Source organism: Caulobacter sp. B11, assembly GCF_002737765.1.
Taxonomy (GTDB): domain Bacteria; phylum Pseudomonadota; class Alphaproteobacteria; order Caulobacterales; family Caulobacteraceae; genus Caulobacter.
Genome location: NZ_PEGG01000006.1, coordinates 1 through 16,753, shown reverse-complemented (window position 1 = coordinate 16,753; position 16,753 = coordinate 1). Strand labels below are relative to the sequence as shown.

Here is a 16,753-nt window from a genome sequence, read left to right as displayed (position 1 = left end):
GCTTGAAGAAGGTCTGGCCGGTCAGGTCGCGCACGATCTTGCGGCGCAGCGAGGCGCGGGTGGTCGGGAAGGGCGCCGACAGGACCAGGTCGGGATCCTCGGCCTGCTGGGCGTATTTGTGGTGGGTCAGGTGATAGGGCCGGTACTTGGCCAGGCTGGCCCCAGTCGGCGCGGCGCACAGCCATTCGCCGAGGAAGTCATTGATCTTGAGGTTGGGATGCAGCCCGCCATGGGCGGCCTCATGCATCAGGATCGCCAAGCCCAGTTGCCGCGCGCCGATCAGCATCACGGCGATGAGGTAGGTCAGCGGATTGGGCCAGGCGACGAACAGCGCGCCGGCCGCGACGATGACGATCCAGGCGTGGGCGACGAGGGCAATCCCCATCCAGCCCGAGCGCGCCGAGAGCGGAGCCCATTCGGCGGGGGTGAACAGCTCAGTGGGTTTGATGCGCGCGGCGACGGCCATGCAACGATCATGTCACACTCGGCATTGCCCTTACAGGATGACCTTGCGTCACAGCCCTTGGAGACCCCGATGCGCCGGATCGCGACCACCCTGGCCCTCGCCCTGCCTCTCGTCCTGGCCCTCGTCCTGGCCGCCAGCCTCACCCCGGCCCTCGCCCAGGCCGCCAGCTTCGACTGCGCCAAGGCCCGCACCGCCGACGAGAAGGCGATCTGCGCCAATCGCCCCTTGAACGACAAGGACGTGCGCATGGCCCAGCTCTACGAAATCAACCGCAAGACCCTGGCCATGGGCGGTCGCGGCGCGCTGGAGGACCGGCAGCGGGAATGGCTGCGGGATCGCCGCACCTGCGGCGGCAGGCGCGTCTGCCTCAACCGCAGCTATGACCAGAGGCTGGGCGAACTGGAGCGCGGCCTCGACCGCATCTACCGCGCCGGGCCTTTCTAGAGTCCGGCCGGCTTCCACAGCCCGGCGACCAGGGCCAGGACCAGCACGAAGCCGGCCGGGGCGTTGGACTTGAACAGGGCCAAGGCCCCGACTGGATCATCGATCCGCAGGGCGGCTGCCTGACGCGACAGGTGCAGGGCGAACAGCGCCGCCAGGGGCAGGAACAGCGGTCCCAGGTCGGCGGTCCAGGCGGCGGCGATCACCAGCACGAAGCTGGCGACATAGAAGCCCAGCACCGCCCGGGGGGCGGCCTCGCCCAGGCGCAGGGCCGACGATTTCACCCCGGCTAGGGCGTCGTCTTCGAGGTCCTGCACGGCATAGATCGTGTCATAGCCCAGAGTCCAGAAGATGCCCGAGGCGTAGAGTAGCAGGCCCGGCCAGCCTAGGGTGTGGGTCGCCGCCGCATAGCCCAGCAGGGCGCCCCAGTTGAAGGTCAGGCCCAGCCAGGCCTGGGGCCACCAGGTGATGCGCTTCATGAACGGATAGGCGGCCACCAGGCCCAGAGACAGCACGCCCAGCCCGATCGCCACCCAGCCCAGGGTCAGCAGGATCAGCAGGCTGACCAGGCAGCAGCCGAGGACGAAGCCCCAGGCTTGCTTGACGCTGATCTGGCCGGCCGGGATCGGCCGCATCGCCGTGCGGCTGACCTGGGCGTCGAAGTCGCGATCGACGATGTCGTTATAGGCGCAGCCGGCCGCCCGCATCAGGGCCGCGCCGGCGAAGAAGGCGAGCAGCAGCCAGGGACTGGGCCACTGGCCCTTGGTCGAGGCCGCCAGGGCGATCCCCTGCCAGCCCGGCAGCATCAGCAGCCAGATTCCGGCTGGCCGGTCGAACCGCCCCAGCTTCAGCCAGGGCCGCAGGCCGGGCGGCGCATGGCGGTCCACCCAGTTGCGGGCGGCGGCGTCGGGGAGGATGGTGCTCATGGCCAAGGCTTAGCGAGCTTCTGGCGGCGCGCAAAGGCGCCGGCCGCGCCGATCCGTCGACACATAGGTCTGATCTATACCGAGGAACAAAACGATCAATTGGATTGATGTTGAGCTTGGGCGCAGCATGGTTCCAGACACAGAGGCGGACCCGACATGACTTCCAACACCCTGACCACCACGGGCGGCGCGCCGATCGCCGACAATCAGAATTCCCTCAGCGCCGGCCCGCGCGGCCCCCTGCTGATGCAGGACTACCAGCTGCTCGAGAAGCTGGCCCACCAGAACCGCGAGCGGGTGCCCGAACGGGTCGTCCACGCCAAGGGGTCGGGGGCCTATGGCACGCTGACCGTCACCCAGGACGTCAGCCGCTACACCAAGGCCGCCTTCCTGTCGCAGGTGGGCAAGACCACAGAGATCCTGATGCGGTTCTCGACCGTGGCCGGCGAGCGCGGCGCCGCCGACGCCGAGCGCGACGTCCGCGGCTTCTCGATCAAGGCCTATACCGAGCAGGGCAACTGGGACATGGTCGGCAACAACACCCCGGTGTTCTTTGTGCGCGACCCCCTGAAGTTCCCCGACTTCATCCGCACCCAGAAGCGCCACCCGGTGTCGAACCTGCGCTCGCCCACGGCGATGTGGGACTTCTGGTCGCTGAGCCCCGAAAGCCTGCACCAGGTCACGACCCTGTTCAGCGATCGCGGCCTGCCGCAGGGCTACCGGTTCATGCACGGCTTCGGAAGCCACACCTATTCGATGCTCAACGCCGCCCATGAGCGGGTGTGGGTGAAGTTCCACTTCAAGTCGATGCAGGGGATCAAGACCTGGACCAACGCCGAGGGCAACGCGGTCATCGCCAACGACCGCGAGAGCGCCCAGCGCGACCTGTTCGAGGCCATCGAGGGCGGCGACTTCCCGCGCTGGAAGTTTTCGATCCAGGTGATGACCGAAGCTCAGGCCGAGACCTTCCGCTGGAACCCCTTCGACCTGACCAAGGTCTGGCCGCACGCCGAGTTTCCGCTGATCGAGGTGGGCATCGTCGAGCTGAACCGCAATGCCGACAACTATTTCGCCGAGATCGAGCAGAGCTCGTTTTCGCCGTCCAACATCGTGCCCGGCATCGGCTTCTCGCCGGACAAGATGCTGCAGGCCCGGATCTTCGCCTATGCCGACGCCCACCGCTATCGGATCGGCACGCACTATGAGGCCCTGCCGGTCAATCGGCCGCGTTGTCCGGTCCATACCCAGCATGCCGACGGGGCCATGCGCTTCGACGCGCCGCCGCGCACCGACGCCTGGTACGAACCCAACAGCTTTGGCGGGCCGGTCGAGGACAAGGCCTTCGCCGAACCGCCCCTGCCGCTGGCCGGCGACGCCGACCGCTATGATCACCGCGACGGCAATGACGATTACAGCCAGGCCGGCGACCTGTTCCGGCTGATGAACCCCGACCAGCAGGACCAGCTGTTTGGCAACATCGCCGCCGCCATGCAGGGCGTGCCGGAGGCGATCATCCGCCGCCAGCTGGCCCACTTCGCCAAGGCCGATCCCGCCTATGCGGCGGGGGTCGCCGCCAGGCTGGGGCTCAGCCTCTAAGCCGCCCCAGACGGGTCAAGGCCGGTGTGGCGCTAGCCCTCTTCAGGGCTTGACCACCGCGCCGGCCTTGATCACCGCCTTGACCGCCTGAAGGACGGTCACGTCGCTGAGCGGGTCGCCGGACACCGCGATCAGGTCGGCGGCCTTGCCCGGCGCCAGGCTGCCGATCTCGGCCGAGAGGTCGAAATGGGCGGCGGCGTTGACGGTGGCGGTCTGGATGGCCTCCAGCGGGGTCAGGCCGGCCTTGACCAGCAGGGCGAACTCGCCGGCGTTGTCGCCGTGGGCGCTGACGCCGGTGTCGGTGCCAAAGGCGATCTTGACGCCGCCCTCGTGGGCCCGGCGGGCCATGGCCAGCATCTTGGGACCCGCGTCCAGGGCCTTGGTGGTCTGGGCCGGGGTGAGGAAGTTGTTCGGCCCGGTGGCGATCCGATAGACGAAGTCGCCGGCCATCAGGGTCGGCACCAGATAGGCGCCGTTCTTCTTGAACAGGGCGACGCTGTCGGCGTCCAGATAGGTGCCGTGCTCGATGGAGTCGCCGCCGGCCCGAAGGAAGGCGTTGATGCCGTCGACGCCGTGGGCGTGGGCGGTGACCTTGCGGCCCATGCGGTGGGCGCTGTCGACGATCGCCGCCAGTTCAGGGTCGGAAAACTGCTGGGCCTGGCCCGCCGCCGTATTGGAGAGCACGCCGCCCGTGGCGGTGATCTTGATGATGTCGGCCCCGCGCCAGACCTGCTCGCGCACGGCCCGGCGGCAGTCGTCGGCCCCCGAGCAGACCGAGCCCGGGCCGCAGCACGTGCATGACCTCTTCGCTGAAGCCATTGACGTCGCCATGGCCGCCATGGACCGAGACCGCCGAGCCGGAGGCGATGATGCGCGGGCCGACCACGTCGCCGCGCTTGATCCCGTCGCGCAAGGCGAAGATGGCGGCGTTCTCGGCCCCCAGGTCGGCCACGGTGGTGAAGCCGGCCATCAGGGTCTTGCGGGCGAAGCCGGCCCCGATCATGGCCTGGTCGGCCGAGGACTGGGTCACCTCGTCAAGACGCGAGCTGGGCCCCTGCTCGCCGGTCAGGTGCACATGGCTGTCGATCAGGCCGGGCAGGACGAAGCTGTCGCGCAGGTCGACGACCTTGCCGCCCGGTTCGGAGACATAGCCGTCGACAATGCGCGTGATCCTGCCGCCGGCGATGACCACGGTCTTGGCGGTCTCGACCTTGCCGGTGGCGGGGTCGGCCAGCAGCCGACCGGCCTGGACGAACAGGGTCCCCGCTTTGTCTTGGGCGCTCGCGACGCCAGGCAGCGCCGCGGTCAGGGCCAGGGCGCAGGCGCCCGCCAGGAGTTTGCGCATCAGCCCTGGGCTCCCGCCTTCTGGGCGAAGGCCCAGGCCCCTCGGGCCAGAACCGGCACGCGCGCCTCCATCGTGGCCGCATGGGCGCTGGCGGCGGTGCCGTCCCGCACCCGGCCGACAATGCCCTGGCAGATCCCGGCCAGCCGGAAGAGGTTGTAGCTGAAGTACCAGTCCAGATTGGGCAGGCCGTCGCGTCCGGTGGCCTTGCAGTAGCGAACCACGGCCTCCTCGATGGTCGGCACGCCATAGGCGGTGAGGTCCTCGATGTCGGACAGGCCGCCGCGCTGGTCGGAGGGCATCACCCAGTTCATCAGGAAATAGCTGAAATCGGCCAGGGGATTGCCCAGGGTCGACAGTTCCCAGTCCAGCACCGCCACCACGCGCGGCTCGGTGGCGTGCAGGATCATGTTGTCGAGGCGATAGTCGCCATGGACGATGGTGGTCTTGTCGTCGGCCGGCGCCGTGGTCGGCAGCCAGGCCATCAGCCTGTTCATGTCCTCCAGATCGGAGGTTTCCGAGGCCTTGTATTGCTTGGTCCAGCGGTCGATCTGGCGGGCGAAATAGTTGCCCGGCTTGCCGTAGTCGGCCAGGCCGACGGCGGCGTAGTCGACATTGTGCAGGGCCGCGAGGGTGTCGATCTCGGCCTCATAGATCGCCCGGCGCTCGGCGGGCTGATAGTCGGGCAGGGTGCCGTCCCACAGGATGCGGCCTTCGACATTGTCCATCACGTAGAAGATCGTGCCGATGACGTCCTCGTCCATGCACAGGGCATAGGCCTTGGCGACCGGGAAGTGGGCCTTGTTCAGCCCCGAGATCACCTTGAACTCGCGGTCGACGGCGTGGGCCGAGGGCAGCAGCTTGCCCGGCGGCTTGCGGCGCAGGACGTATTTCTTGTTGGGCGTGACCAGCTGGTAGGTCGGGTTGGACTGGCCGCCCTTGAACTGGCGCACCTCCAGCGGGCCCTGAAAGCCCTCGACATGGGCCTCGAGCCAGCGGGTCAGCTTGGCCTCGTCGATGGCGTGACGGGGATCGACCGGCTTGGTGCCCGAGTTCAGGTCCTGAGCGGTCTGTTCGGCGGCGTCGGCCATGCGGTTTCTCCCCAACACTTGTTTGAACGAGAGTTTAGTGGGTGGGGCGGCGGGTGCAAGCGTCGATCCTCCCCCTGAAGGGGGAGGCGGCCGTCAGGCCGGTGGGGGAAGACCGCACAAAGTCAGCAGCACATCCCCCTCCGTCGGCTTCGCCGACACCTCCCCCGCTAGGGGGAGGATCTTTAAAGCGCCCGCCAGCCGATATCGCGGCGATAGAAGCCGCCCTCGAGCGACACCGTCTCCAGGGCCGCATAGGCCCGGTCGCGGGCCTCGCCCAGGCTGGTGCCCAGGGCGCAGACGTTCAGCACCCGGCCGCCGGAGGCCACCAGCCGCCCCTCGGGGTCGCGGGCCGTGCCGGCGTGGAAGATCACCGCCGCGTCGCCGAAATCGGCCTCGGCGCCGGTGATCAGGCCGCCGGTCACCGGCGCGTCGGGATAGCCCTCGGCGGCCAGCACCACGCAGATCGCCGCCGCGTCGCGCCAGACAGGCTTCGGCGCCGAGGCCAGCTGACCGCGCGCGGCGGCCAGCAGGATCGGCACCAGGTCGCTCTGCAGGCGCAGCATCAGGGTCTGGCATTCGGGATCGCCGAAGCGGGCATTGTATTCCACCAGCCGGGGGCCGGTGGGCGTCAGCATCAGGCCGGCATAGAGCACGCCGACATAGGGATTGCCCTCGGCGGCCATGCCCTTGACGGTGGGTTCGATCAGCTCGCGCCAGGCCTGGTCGACCAGGGCGTCGGTCAGGACGGGCGGCGGCGAATAGGTGCCCATGCCGCCGGTATTGGGGCCCTGGTCGCCGTCATAGGCGCGCTTGTGATCCTGGGCCGCGCCGAACAGGACCGCCGTCGTGCCGTCGCAGATCGCGAACAGCGAGGCTTCCTCGCCGGACATGAACTCCTCGATCACCACCCGCGCCCCGGCCGTGCCGAACCGGCCGCCCAGCATGTCGAGCACGGCGGCGTCGGCCTGGGCCCGGTCCTCAGCGATCACCACGCCCTTGCCGGCCGCCAGGCCGTCGGCCTTGATCACGAAGGGGGCGTCCAGGGTGTCGAGGAAGGTCGCCGCGCTCGGCGCGTCGGTGAACACGCCATAGGCCGCCGTCGGCAGGCCGTGGCGGGCGCAGAAGTCCTTGGTGAAGGCCTTGGAGGTCTCCAGCTGGGCCGCGCGCCGGCTGCCGCCGAAACAGGGGATGTTCAGTTCGGCCAGCCGGTCGGCGAGGCCGACCTCCAGCGCCGATTCCGGGCCGACCACCACGAGGTCGGCGGCGATCTCCTGGGCCAGGGCGACCAGTCCGTCGACGTCGAGAACCTTGACCGCGCGCAGCTCGGCGACGGCGGCCATGCCCGGATTGCCGGGCGCGGCGACAAGCCGTCCGCACAGCGGCGACTGGGCGATCTTCCAGGCCAGGGCGTGTTCGCGCCCGCCGGATCCGACGAGGAGGATGGTCAGCTTTTCCATGAGGCCGGGGTGTGGAACCAGAGGACGACGGGGTCAAGTCGCCCCGCGCACGGGTTGGCGGCCTCGCCGGTTTTCACCGGCGAGTTGGGGAGGCGGCGGAGCGTCCGGGCCAGGCCCGGAGATGTGTGAGTGGAGTACCGTTTCGGCCGGGGCCGGAGCGCTCCGCGCGGCTGTTATCCCTCTGGCCGGGGCGCGCGGGTCTGGTTCAACCCTTTACCCCATCCGGACAACCGCCTTCGAAACCGGACCCAGCCAAGGGCTGCAAGTCAGGTTTCTCCCGGCGGCCCCGGAGCGGACCTTCGGACGGGCGGAGGCTTTGGCCTTCCTCCGATGGACAGGTTTACGTCCCCTGTCCTCTTGAACCCGCTCAACCGCCCCCACCGCGCGTTCGGTCGCCAGCTGGACGCCCTCCCCTCGCGATGGAGCGAGGAGAAGTCTACGGCCGGTCTGAGCGCGTCTGACAGGCGCGCTCGTTCTATTTTTAAGGCGTTGATTAGGTTGAGGTTTGTTCGCCGGTCCCCTTGGATGGAGGACGGCCGATCCCCATGGCGCGCGCCAGGACTCCTGGTCCTCCCGGACGGCGGCATCCTGACATCCCGCGGCGAGACGGTCGCCGGTCTGGACAGGGCACTCCACACACCACGGCCGCCTACCCCATTCTCGCCCCCAACCCTTGTCATCCCGGCCGCAGCGCAGCGGAGAGCCGGGACCCAGGGGCAACCGCAATGCGCCGGCCCCTGGGTCCCGGGTCGGCTTCGCCGCCCGGGATGACAAAATTTTGTAGGCGGCCGAAAACAGCGCCTTCGCCCTAGCGGAGGGAGCCCTCCTTACATCTCACGGCGAGACGATCACCGAGGCGTAGAGGTCACTCAAGGCCTTCTCCCTTCCCCCTTTGATGGGGGAAGGGTTGGGGATGGGGGTGACAGAGGCTCAGGATGGGGCGCGGCCCGCGTGAAACCGGCCGACGGCGTCACCCCCATCCCTGCCCTTCCCACATCAAGGGGGAAGGGTCGCGCCTTGGTTTGGGAGGTCGTGGGAAAGCCTCCGCGCCAGAGGGAGCCCCGCCCTCGCCGCCACAAAAGCCCGTCATCCCGGGGCTTGTCCCCGGGACCCAGGGTTCAGCCGCCCCGCCCTCGATCACCCCTGCACCGCCCGTGTGGCGGAGGGATGGGTCCCGGGAACAGGTCCCGGGATGACGGAGGCTTATGGGGCTCTGAAGGCGAAGCCGCCGCCCCTTGGAGGGAGCCGTCCTTAGATCTCACGGCGAGACGATCGCTGGTCTGGAAAGGTCACTCAAGGACGACGCTCCGCGTCGCCGCGTCGCGGCCGCCGGAGGCGGTCCTTGACTGACCTTTCCAGACCAGCACGCTGCAGCCTCCAAGAGATGTAAGGATCGCACCGACGCGGGAGCGTCGGGGTTCAATGGGAAACACGATCGATCGGCGGAAGAGCGCCAGCTATGCCCTCGAGCCGTTGGACGGAAATCGAGATCACGGACTGAGCATCGAATTGGAGCGCCCATCCCATTTCTGATTGAGCCGCCGCTCTGCCAACTGCCGAACTCAGTGTGTGCCAGATGGCCTCAGCGTGATTGCAGGGGAGGCGCTCAGGAATTGGGAGATCGAGCGTAGGGAATTGCATAAAGCTCTGATTGACCGCGTGAAGGTCGTATTTGAACTCATCTCGGACAATTTCATTCGGCCACGGCGGCACAAATAAATCAGCTGAACGATTTCCAAGCGTTATCGCCATCTTCAGGCAATCACGAAAGGCTTTCTGCGTAGCGATGACTTTGTCCGACCTCGCGCGCGCCTCCCGCCTGGAGGCGGCGGTCGCCAACCAAAGCGTCAATATAACCACTGCGAGGTTGGCCCCCGCTCCGGCCCAATCCGCCACAGAGCCGAAATTTGCGCCCTCGCGCATAAAACTAAAGAGTAGTGCAGCGACAAATAGGAACGCTAGACCGCCGAGAAATTGCTTGAGTGCATCCATTTGCACAGTTTGGCTGAATCAGCCGACGGCGCCTACATCTCGTCACGAGTATTTAGGCGAGCAAAAGCCAAGGTGGACCGCCACCTTATTCAACAGGTAAGGGGCCACTCTAAACGCCCCTCCTGCGCCCGCCGCCCCCTAAGCCGCCTCGACATCCAGCGAATACCCCGCCGAACGCACGGTGCGGATCGGGTCGCCGTCCGCCGCGCCGTTGAGGGCCTTGCGCAGGCGGCCGATGTGGACGTCGACGGTGCGGGCCTCGACATAGACGTCCGAGCCCCAGACCGCGTCCAGCAGCTGTTCGCGGCTGAACACCCGGCCCGGATGCTGCATCAGATAGTCGAGCAGGCGGAACTCGGTGGGGCCGAGGTGGACTTCCTTGCCCTGGCGCTTCACCCGGTGGGCGACGCGGTCGATGACGAGGTCGCCGACCGTGATGCGGTCGTCGGCCAGGGCGGGGCGGATGCGGCGCATCACGGCCCGGACCCGGGCGGTCAGCTCGACCATCGAGAACGGCTTGACCACATAGTCGTCGGCCCCGGTGTCGAGGCCGCGGATGCGGTCGCTCTCCTCGCCACGGGCGGTGAGCATGATGATCGGCACGTTGCGGGTCTCGTTGCGGCCGCGCAGACGGCGACAGACCTCGATGCCCGAGACCTTGGGCAGCATCCAGTCGAGGATCACCAGGTCGGGGGCCCGCTCGCTGGCCAGGGTCAGGGCTTCCTCGCCGTCGCCGGCGACCGCGACCTGATAGCCTTCCTTGTCGAGATTATAGTGCAGCAAGGTCGCCAGGGCGTCCTCGTCCTCGACCACCAGTACGTACGGAGTCACTTGGCAGCGCCCTTCCTGTTGGAGGCTATTGGGTCAAGGCGTCGAGCTTGGGGCGTTCGGAGATGATCTCCTCGCCCGTGATCTCGAAGTGGATGATTTCAGCGATGTTGGTGGCGTGGTCGCCGATGCGCTCGAGGTTCTTGGCCGCGAACAGCAGATGGGTGCAGGCGTTGATCGTGCGCGGATCGCCCATCATGTAGGTCAGCAGTTCGCGGAAGATGGCGTTGTAGTGCTCGTCGACTTCCTCGTCGCGGCTCCAGACGCTGATCGCCCGCTGCACGTCCGAGCTGGTATAGGCGTCCAGCACGTCCTTGAGCCGGCCCTGGACCAGGCGGCCCATCCGCTCGATCGAGCGGGTCAGGGCGGTCATCGGATCGGCCTCGGTCAGGATCAGGGCGCGCTTGCCGATGTTCTTGGCCATGTCGCCGCAGCGCTCCAGGCTCATCGAGATCTTGAGGGCGGCCACGGCGTGGCGCAGGTCGACGGCCATCGGCTGGCGCAGGGCGATCAGCTTGAAGGCCTTGCGCTCGATTTCCAGCTGCAGGGTGTCGAGCCGGGCGTCGCGGGCCACGACCTGCTGGGCCAGGGGGGCGTCGCGGCGGGCGATGCAGTCGATGGCGTCGGCGACCTGGGCCTCGGCCATGCCGCCCATGCGGGTGACCTCGGCCGTCAGGTGGTTGAGTTCTTCGCCGTAGGAACGGACGGTATGTTCAGTCATGTCAGTTGTCCTACCGGTTAGCCGAAGCGGCCGGTGATGTAGTCCTGGGTGCGGCTGTCGCGAGGATTGGTGAACATGTCCTCGGTCGCGCCGCTCTCGACCAGCTTGCCCATGTGGAAGAAGGCGGTCTTCTGCGAAACCCGGGCGGCCTGGGCCATCGAGTGGGTGACGATGACGATGCAGAACTGGCTGCGCAGCTCGTCGATCAGTTCCTCGATCCGGGCCGTGGCGATCGGGTCCAGGGCCGAGCAGGGCTCGTCCATCAGGATCACCTCGGGCGACACGGCGATGGCTCGGGCGATGACCAGGCGCTGCTGCTGGCCGCCGGACAGGCCGGTGCCGGGCTGATGCAGGCGGTCGGAGACCTCGTTCCACAGGCCGGCCTTCTTGAGGCTGCTCTCGACGATGGCCTCCAGCTCGGCCTTGCCGGTGGCCAGGCCGTGGATGCGCGGGCCGTAGGCGACGTTCTCGAAGATGGTCTTGGGGAAGGGGTTGGGCTTTTGGAACACCATGCCGACCCGCGAGCGCAGCACCACCGGATCGACGCTCTTGGCGTTGACGTCATTGCCGTCGATCTCGATCGCGCCGGTGACCTTGGCCGAGGGGATGGTGTCGTTCATCCGGTTGATGCAGCGCAGGAAGGTCGACTTGCCGCAGCCCGACGGGCCGATGAAGGCGGTGACCGACTTGCCCGGCACGTCGAGATTGACGTCGAACAGGGCCTGCTTGTCGCCGTAGAACACGTTGACGTCGCGCGCCCGGATCTTGAAGGCGTTGGCCTCGACCGCGCCAGGCGCGGCGGAGACGGAGGCGGCGGTGTGGGCGATGGCGTCATCGCGGTGCTGGGTCGACATGGCGTGTCCCGAACGGAAAGGCGAGGCGAAGGGAAAAAGGGTCATGGGGCCTACCAGCGACGTTCAAAGCGGCGGCGCAGGATCACCGCGGCGGCGTTCATGACGATCATGAACACCAGGAGCACGATGATCGCCGCGGCGGTGCGCTCGTGGAAGGCCCGCTCGGACGCGTTTTCCCAGATGAACACCTGAACCGGCAGGACGGTCGAGGCGCCGGTGAAGCCCTCGGGCACGCCGGGCACGAACGAGACCATGCCGATCATCAGCAGGGGCGCGGTCTCGCCCAGGGCATGGGCCAGGGACAGGATCGCGCCGGTCATCACCCCGGGCATGGCCAGGGGCAGGACGTGGTGGAACACCGTCTGGGCCTTGGACGCGCCGACGCCCAGGGCGGCCTCGCGGATCGAGGGCGGCACGGCCTTCAGCGACGAGCGGGTGGCGATGATCACCGTGGGCAGGGCCATCAGGGCCAGGACCAGGCCGCCGACCAGCGGCGAGGACCGCGGCACGTGCAGCCAGTTGATGAACAGGGCCAGGCCCAGCAGGCCGTAGACGATCGACGGCACGGCGGCGAGGTTGTTGATATTGACCTCGATCACGTCGGTCCAACGGTTCTTGGGCGCGAATTCCTCGAGATAGACCGCCGCCATCACCCCGACCGGCACCGCGATCAGGGCGGTGATCAGCAGCATCATGGCCGAGCCGACCACGGCCCCCAGAACCCCAGCCTGTTCAGGCTCGGTGGAGTCCGAATTGGTGAAGAACTTGACGTTGAAGCCGGCGGTCACCGCGCCGCTCTTCTGCAACTGGTCCAGCCAGTCCAGTTGCTGGTTGTCCAGCTTGCGGTCTTCCTCGAGGGTCGAGCGCTTGATCTCGCCCTTGTAGTAGAGATCGGCGTCGGCCTTCATCGGACCGGTGACGGTGACGGTCTTGCCGATCAGCGACGGGTCGGCCTTGAGCTGGTTGAGCAGCTGGAAGCCGAGATCGCGCGAGGTCAGGTCCATGACCTTGCCCGAGATCAGGCCCAGGTCGTCGTCCTGCACGCCCAGCTTCTTCATCATGCCCTCGGCGACGAGGTAGTCGTAATTGACCCCCTCGAGCGCGGCGGCGTCGACGCGGCTGGGGTCCAGATAGACCGGCACGCTGATCGAGTGGGTCAGGAAGGTCGAATAGCCCTGGCCGACCACGCGCCCGACCAGCACCACCAGGAAGATCATGGCGATGATGATCGCCGCGACGCCCTGGGCCTTGAACCAGGCCTCGGAGCGGTGACGTTTCTTCAGCATCGCCTCGCGGGCGGTGAGCGGCGCGCGCTTGGCCGCGCCGGCGGAACGGGCGGCGTCAGTCATACTGTTCCCGATACTTCTGGACGATGCGCAGGGCGATGATGTTCAGGCCCAGGGTGACGACGAACAGGGTCAGGCCCAGGCCGAAGGCCGAGAGGGTCTTGGCGCTGTCGAACTCCTGGTCGCCGGTCAGCAGGGTGACGATCTGCACGGTGACGGTGGTGACGGTGTCGAGGGGATTGACCGTCATCTTGGCCTGCAGGCCGGCGGCCATGGTGACGATCATGGTCTCGCCGACGGCGCGCGACACGGCCAGCAGCATGGCGGCCATGATCCCGGCAGGGCGGCGGGCAGAACCACGCGCTTGATGGTTTCCGACTTGGTCGCGCCCATGGCGTAGCTGCCGTCGCGCAAGCTCTGCGGCACGGCGTTGATGATGTCGTCCGACAGCGAGGACACGAACGGGATCAGCATGATCCCCATGACCACGCCGGCCACCAGGGCCATCTGGTTTTGCACCTGCATCAGGTACTGACCGATCCCGTCCAGCGGTCCGCCGACCAGCTGGGCGCCGATGGCGTTGAAGCCCGCCCGAAACAGCGGCCCGACCGTCAGGGCCGCGAAGAAGCCGTAGACCACGGTCGGCACCCCGGCCAGGATCTCCAGCAGCGGCTTGATCGTCGAGCGCAGGCCGCGATTGGCGTATTCGGACAGGTAGATCGCCGAATAGAGACCCACCGGCGCGGCCACCAGCATGGCGATGAACATGATCAGGAAGGTGCCGACGAACAAGGGCACCGCCCCGAAGGCGCCGGCGCCGGCCACCTGGTCGGCCCGCATGGCGATCTGCGGGCTCCATTCGGTGCCCAGCAGGAAGTCGAGCACCGGCACGCTCTGGAAGAACCGCCAGCTCTCCCAGACCAGGGACAGAACGATGCCCAGCGTGGTCAGGACGGCGGCGACCGAACAGGCGATCAGCACCCCGGCGATCCAGCCCTCCACCCGGTTGCGGGCCCGGAACTCGGTGCCGATGCGCGGCAGGGCCAGGAGCAGGCCGCCCAGGGCGACGAGGCCGGCGGCGGCCAGCAGGGAATAGCGAACGATGCCCGAGATGCGACGCGACTCGGCGACCTTGGCGTCGAAGGCCAGGCGCTCGTCGCCGTCATAGGTGACCTCGCTGGCCGCCTGGCCCGAGGCGACGGCCTGGACGTCGCTGAAGAAGACGTCCTGCCGATCGACGGTCATGCCGGCGATGGCGGCCGGACGCTCGCGCTGCAGCAGGGCGTCCTCGACCCGGCCGCCGAACATCATGCCCAGCAGCAGCAGCAGGGCGGCCGGCGCGCCGGCCCAAAGAGCCGCATAGCTGCCATAATAGTTGGGCAGGGAGTGCAGCCGGGCCGCCGAACCGCCACTGGCCTTGAGGGCGCGCCCCCGGCCGGCCATGAAGGCCGCCGCGGAGAACAGCGCCAGAAACAGAAGCGAGAGCCAAGTAAGCATGTGGTTCTTGCGCGAGGGATGCGAGCCCGCCGCACGGCGCGACGCCTCGTCCAAGCCGAGCTATGCCCGAGCGGAGCGGAGCTTATGCGACGGTTTGATGACGGTTTGATGACGCTCGACGGCCCGGCGCGCCGATTCTGCTCGCCGGCGCGGTCCCAACGACCGCGCCGCCACCGTCACGATCCTGAAATCATGCGGCAACGAAGCGTCGACAAGACCGTTTGGACGCGGCCCCGTCTGGGGCGATGAGATGCGACGGTGCGCCGTCCGGAGAGCCCCGCTTGACCACCGACCTGACCGCCCGCCGCGTTCCGACACCTTCGTCCAGCCTGAAAGCGGCCCTGATGCTGGGGTCGCCGCCGCGCTGCTGGCCGGCCCAGCCCTTGCGCGGCAAGCCGCCGCGCCGGCTCAGACCCCGGCGACCCCAGCCCGGGTGGTTGAGGACGAGGATTTCGAGGTCGACGCCGTCACCGTGACCGCTTCGCGCCAGCAGCCCGGCTCGGTGATCGGCGACATTCCCCCGAGGTCCAGCTGTCGCCGCGCGACATCCGCGCCTATGGCGTCTCGACGGTCGCCGAGCTGATCACCGCCCTGGAACCCCTGACCGCCTCGGCGCGCGGCGCGCGGGCGGCCGGCCGGTGATCCTGGTCAATGGCGGGCGGATCTCGGGCTTCAACGAGGTGCGCGACCTGCCGACCGAGGCCATAGCCCGCGTCGACATCCTCACCGAGGAGGTCGCGCTCAAATACGGCTACCGCGCCGACCAGAAGGTCGTGAACCTGGTCCTGCGCCGACGCTTCCGGGCCATCACCGCCGAGGCGGGCTACAAGACCCCGACCCAGGGCGGCGGGGGCGACACGGTCGATGTGCGCGGCAATCGCCTGCTGATCCAGCGCGACAGCCGGTTCATGGTCGACGCCAAGGTCAGCGATCAGAACCGGGTGCTCGAGACCGATCGCGATCTGGCCCAGCCGCGCGCCGACGCGGCCTTTCGCGGCCTGATCCCCGACAAGACCAGTTGGGCCCTGAACTCGGTGTTCTCCCGCCCGCTGGGCTCGGGAATCTCCGGCACGGTCAACGCCACGCTCGAGGGCAATGACAGCCTGACCTGGCTGGGCCTCAACACCCTGGCCTCGGGCCCGCTGCGGCGCGAGTCGGACGACTGGACCGTCCATGTCGGCGGCGGCCTGCTCGGCGCGGTCCAGGGCTGGCGCTGGTCGGTCACCGGCAACGCCGAGCGCGCGGAAAGCAACAGCACCACCGAACGCGTGGTCGGCGGCCTGGCCTATAATGACAGCTCGCGCTCGGTCTCGACCTCGGCCGACGCCCAGGCCGACCTCAGCGGCGACCTGTGGCGCATCCCGGCCGGCGCGATCGCGACGACCGTGACCGGCGGCCTGAACACGGTGCGGCTCGACAGCCGTTCGGTACGGGCCGGCGTGCAGCGCAGCGGCGAGCTGTCCCGCGACACCGCCGGCGCCAAGCTCAATCTCGACCTGCCCCTGGCCAGTCGCCGCAACGACGTGCTGGCGGCCCTCGGCGACCTGTCGCTGAACCTCAACCTGGCCGCCGACCAGCTGTCGGACTTCGGGGCCCTGACCACGGTCGGCTACGGGGCCAACTGGTCGCCGATCGACAAGCTGCGCATCAACGCCTCGATGACCCGCGACCAGGGCGCGCCCAGCCTGCAGCAGATCGGCGATCCCGAGCAACTGACGCCCGGCGTCCAGGCTTATGACTTCCAGCGCGGCGAAGCCGTGGTCATCTCGCGCCTGACCGGCGGCAATCGCGGCCTTCGCGAGGAGGAAGGCCGGGTTTTCAAGCTGGGCGTGACGCTCAAGCCGCTGACGGCGACCAATTTGACCCTCACCAGCACCTATAGCCGCGCCCGCACCGAAGACCTGATCTCCAGCTTCCCCACGGCCACCAGCCAGATCGAGGCGGCCTTCCCCGAGCGCTTCGTGCGCGACGCCTCGGGCCGACTCCTGCAGATCGATGCGCGGCCGGTGAACTTCGATCGCCGCGAGACCTCGGAGCTTCGCACCGGCTTCACCTTCCGCAAGGCGTTCGGGCCCCAGCCGCAGCCCGGGCGCTTCCGGCGGGCCGAGGGTCAGGAGGGCCGGCCGGCGGTCGCCGACGCGGCGGCCGGCGGAGCGGCGCCCCCGCCCTCGGCGCCCGGTGGTGAAGGCCAGCCGGCCGCGCGGAGCCCAGCGAGGGCGGCGCTGATCGCGGCCCCGGCGGCTTTGGGGGGGGCCC

Annotated in this window: 13 protein-coding genes and 3 pseudogenes; 5 read left to right on the top strand and 11 right to left on the bottom strand. The window is 68.4% G+C overall.

The window, feature by feature from the left end; all coding sequences use genetic code 11:
• The coding region (locus tag CSW58_RS00570; RefSeq protein ID WP_148665636.1) for a fatty acid desaturase family protein at window positions 1-466 on the bottom strand (466 nt) is incomplete at its 3' end.
• 69 nt (window positions 467-535) lie between these two features.
• Between CSW58_RS00570 and CSW58_RS00565 the strand changes: the two genes are divergently transcribed.
• On the top strand, window positions 536-910 hold the full coding sequence (locus CSW58_RS00565) for a lysozyme inhibitor LprI family protein (RefSeq protein WP_099445890.1): 375 nt from the start codon (window positions 536-538) through the stop codon (window positions 908-910).
• Here the strand turns inward: CSW58_RS00565 and ubiA are convergent.
• Entirely contained in the window at window positions 907-1,833 is a 927-nt protein-coding gene (ubiA, locus tag CSW58_RS00560) for a 4-hydroxybenzoate octaprenyltransferase (protein ID WP_099445888.1), read from the bottom strand. The genes CSW58_RS00565 and ubiA overlap by 4 nt on opposite strands.
• Window positions 1,834-1,989: 156 nt before the next feature.
• Between ubiA and CSW58_RS00555 the strand changes: the two genes are divergently transcribed.
• Window positions 1,990-3,429 carry a catalase gene (locus tag CSW58_RS00555; protein ID WP_099445887.1) on the top strand — a complete coding sequence of 480 codons (1,440 nt, stop codon included), beginning with the start codon at window positions 1,990-1,992 and terminating at the stop codon, window positions 3,427-3,429.
• A gap of 42 nt (window positions 3,430-3,471) precedes the next feature.
• Here the strand turns inward: CSW58_RS00555 and CSW58_RS00550 are convergent.
• The 3 genes and pseudogenes from CSW58_RS00550 to purD all read right to left on the bottom strand — a co-directional run bounded on the left by CSW58_RS00550 (window position 3,472) and on the right by purD (window position 7,319).
• Window positions 3,472-4,777 (bottom strand): annotated as a pseudogene (locus tag CSW58_RS00550) (amidohydrolase family protein).
• Complete coding sequence (locus CSW58_RS00545) at window positions 4,774-5,862, bottom strand: phosphotransferase (RefSeq protein WP_099445886.1); 1,089 nt, start codon at window positions 5,860-5,862, stop codon at window positions 4,774-4,776. The pseudogene CSW58_RS00550 and the gene CSW58_RS00545 overlap by 4 nt, the downstream one beginning before the upstream one ends.
• Before the next feature lie 182 nt (window positions 5,863-6,044).
• A complete protein-coding gene (purD, locus tag CSW58_RS00540; RefSeq protein ID WP_099445885.1) occupies window positions 6,045-7,319 on the bottom strand; it encodes a phosphoribosylamine--glycine ligase in 1,275 nt (424 codons plus the stop codon).
• 656 nt (window positions 7,320-7,975) lie between these two features.
• Here purD and CSW58_RS14535 point away from each other — a divergent pair.
• Window positions 7,976-8,131, top strand: coding sequence for a hypothetical protein (locus CSW58_RS14535; protein ID WP_369825045.1), 156 nt, complete (start codon window positions 7,976-7,978; stop codon window positions 8,129-8,131).
• Window positions 8,132-8,738: 607 nt separating this feature from the next.
• Here CSW58_RS14535 and CSW58_RS13610 read toward each other — a convergent pair.
• From CSW58_RS13610 to pstC, 6 genes and pseudogenes are all read right to left on the bottom strand, one after another.
• A complete protein-coding gene (locus CSW58_RS13610) occupies window positions 8,739-9,311 on the bottom strand; it encodes a hypothetical protein (protein WP_143755032.1) in 573 nt (190 codons plus the stop codon).
• Between the two features lie 138 nt (window positions 9,312-9,449).
• Complete coding sequence (gene phoB, locus CSW58_RS00530) at window positions 9,450-10,142, bottom strand: phosphate regulon transcriptional regulator PhoB (RefSeq protein ID WP_099445884.1); 693 nt, start codon at window positions 10,140-10,142, stop codon at window positions 9,450-9,452.
• A 25-nt stretch (window positions 10,143-10,167) separates the two neighbouring features.
• On the bottom strand, window positions 10,168-10,860 hold the full coding sequence (phoU, locus tag CSW58_RS00525) for a phosphate signaling complex protein PhoU (RefSeq protein WP_099445883.1): 693 nt from the start codon (window positions 10,858-10,860) through the stop codon (window positions 10,168-10,170).
• Window positions 10,861-10,877: 17 nt separating this feature from the next.
• The gene (pstB, locus tag CSW58_RS00520) at window positions 10,878-11,714 is read right to left on the bottom strand and encodes a phosphate ABC transporter ATP-binding protein PstB (protein ID WP_099445889.1); all 837 of its coding nucleotides are present in this window, start codon (window positions 11,712-11,714) and stop codon (window positions 10,878-10,880) included.
• 50 nt (window positions 11,715-11,764) lie between these two features.
• Entirely contained in the window at window positions 11,765-13,063 is a 1,299-nt protein-coding gene (gene pstA, locus CSW58_RS00515) for a phosphate ABC transporter permease PstA (RefSeq protein WP_099445882.1), read from the bottom strand.
• Window positions 13,056-14,497 (bottom strand): annotated as a pseudogene (gene pstC / locus CSW58_RS00510) (phosphate ABC transporter permease subunit PstC). Before pstC ends, pstA begins: the two are co-directional and overlap by 8 nt.
• A 250-nt stretch (window positions 14,498-14,747) precedes the next feature.
• Between pstC and CSW58_RS13605 the strand changes: the two are divergent.
• Both CSW58_RS13605 and CSW58_RS00505 read left to right on the top strand, forming a co-directional pair.
• Complete coding sequence (locus CSW58_RS13605; protein ID WP_143755031.1) at window positions 14,748-15,080, top strand: hypothetical protein; 333 nt, start codon at window positions 14,748-14,750, stop codon at window positions 15,078-15,080.
• 55 nt (window positions 15,081-15,135) lie between these two features.
• A pseudogene (locus CSW58_RS00505) lies at window positions 15,136-16,753 on the top strand (hypothetical protein); the annotation flags it as partial.

Bases quoted from the DNA above. Each gene is read 5' to 3' on its own strand.
- CSW58_RS13610 (WP_143755032.1), bottom strand. From the start codon at position 9,311: ATGGATGCACTCAAGCAATTTCTCGGCGGTCTAGCGTTCCTATTTGTC.
- phoU (WP_099445883.1), bottom strand. From the start codon at position 10,860: ATGACTGAACATACCGTCCGTTCCTACGGCGAAGAACTCAACCACCTG.
- CSW58_RS00565 (WP_099445890.1), top strand. From the start codon at position 536: ATGCGCCGGATCGCGACCACCCTGGCCCTCGCCCTGCCTCTCGTCCTG.
- CSW58_RS00555 (WP_099445887.1), top strand. From the start codon at position 1,990: ATGACTTCCAACACCCTGACCACCACGGGCGGCGCGCCGATCGCCGAC.
- pstB (WP_099445889.1), bottom strand. From the start codon at position 11,714: ATGTCGACCCAGCACCGCGATGACGCCATCGCCCACACCGCCGCCTCC.
- CSW58_RS13605 (WP_143755031.1), top strand. From the start codon at position 14,748: ATGCGACGGTGCGCCGTCCGGAGAGCCCCGCTTGACCACCGACCTGAC.
- pstA (WP_099445882.1), bottom strand. From the start codon at position 13,063: ATGACTGACGCCGCCCGTTCCGCCGGCGCGGCCAAGCGCGCGCCGCTC.
- ubiA (WP_099445888.1), bottom strand. From the start codon at position 1,833: ATGAGCACCATCCTCCCCGACGCCGCCGCCCGCAACTGGGTGGACCGC.
- purD (WP_099445885.1), bottom strand. From the start codon at position 7,319: ATGGAAAAGCTGACCATCCTCCTCGTCGGATCCGGCGGGCGCGAACAC.
- CSW58_RS00545 (WP_099445886.1), bottom strand. From the start codon at position 5,862: ATGGCCGACGCCGCCGAACAGACCGCTCAGGACCTGAACTCGGGCACC.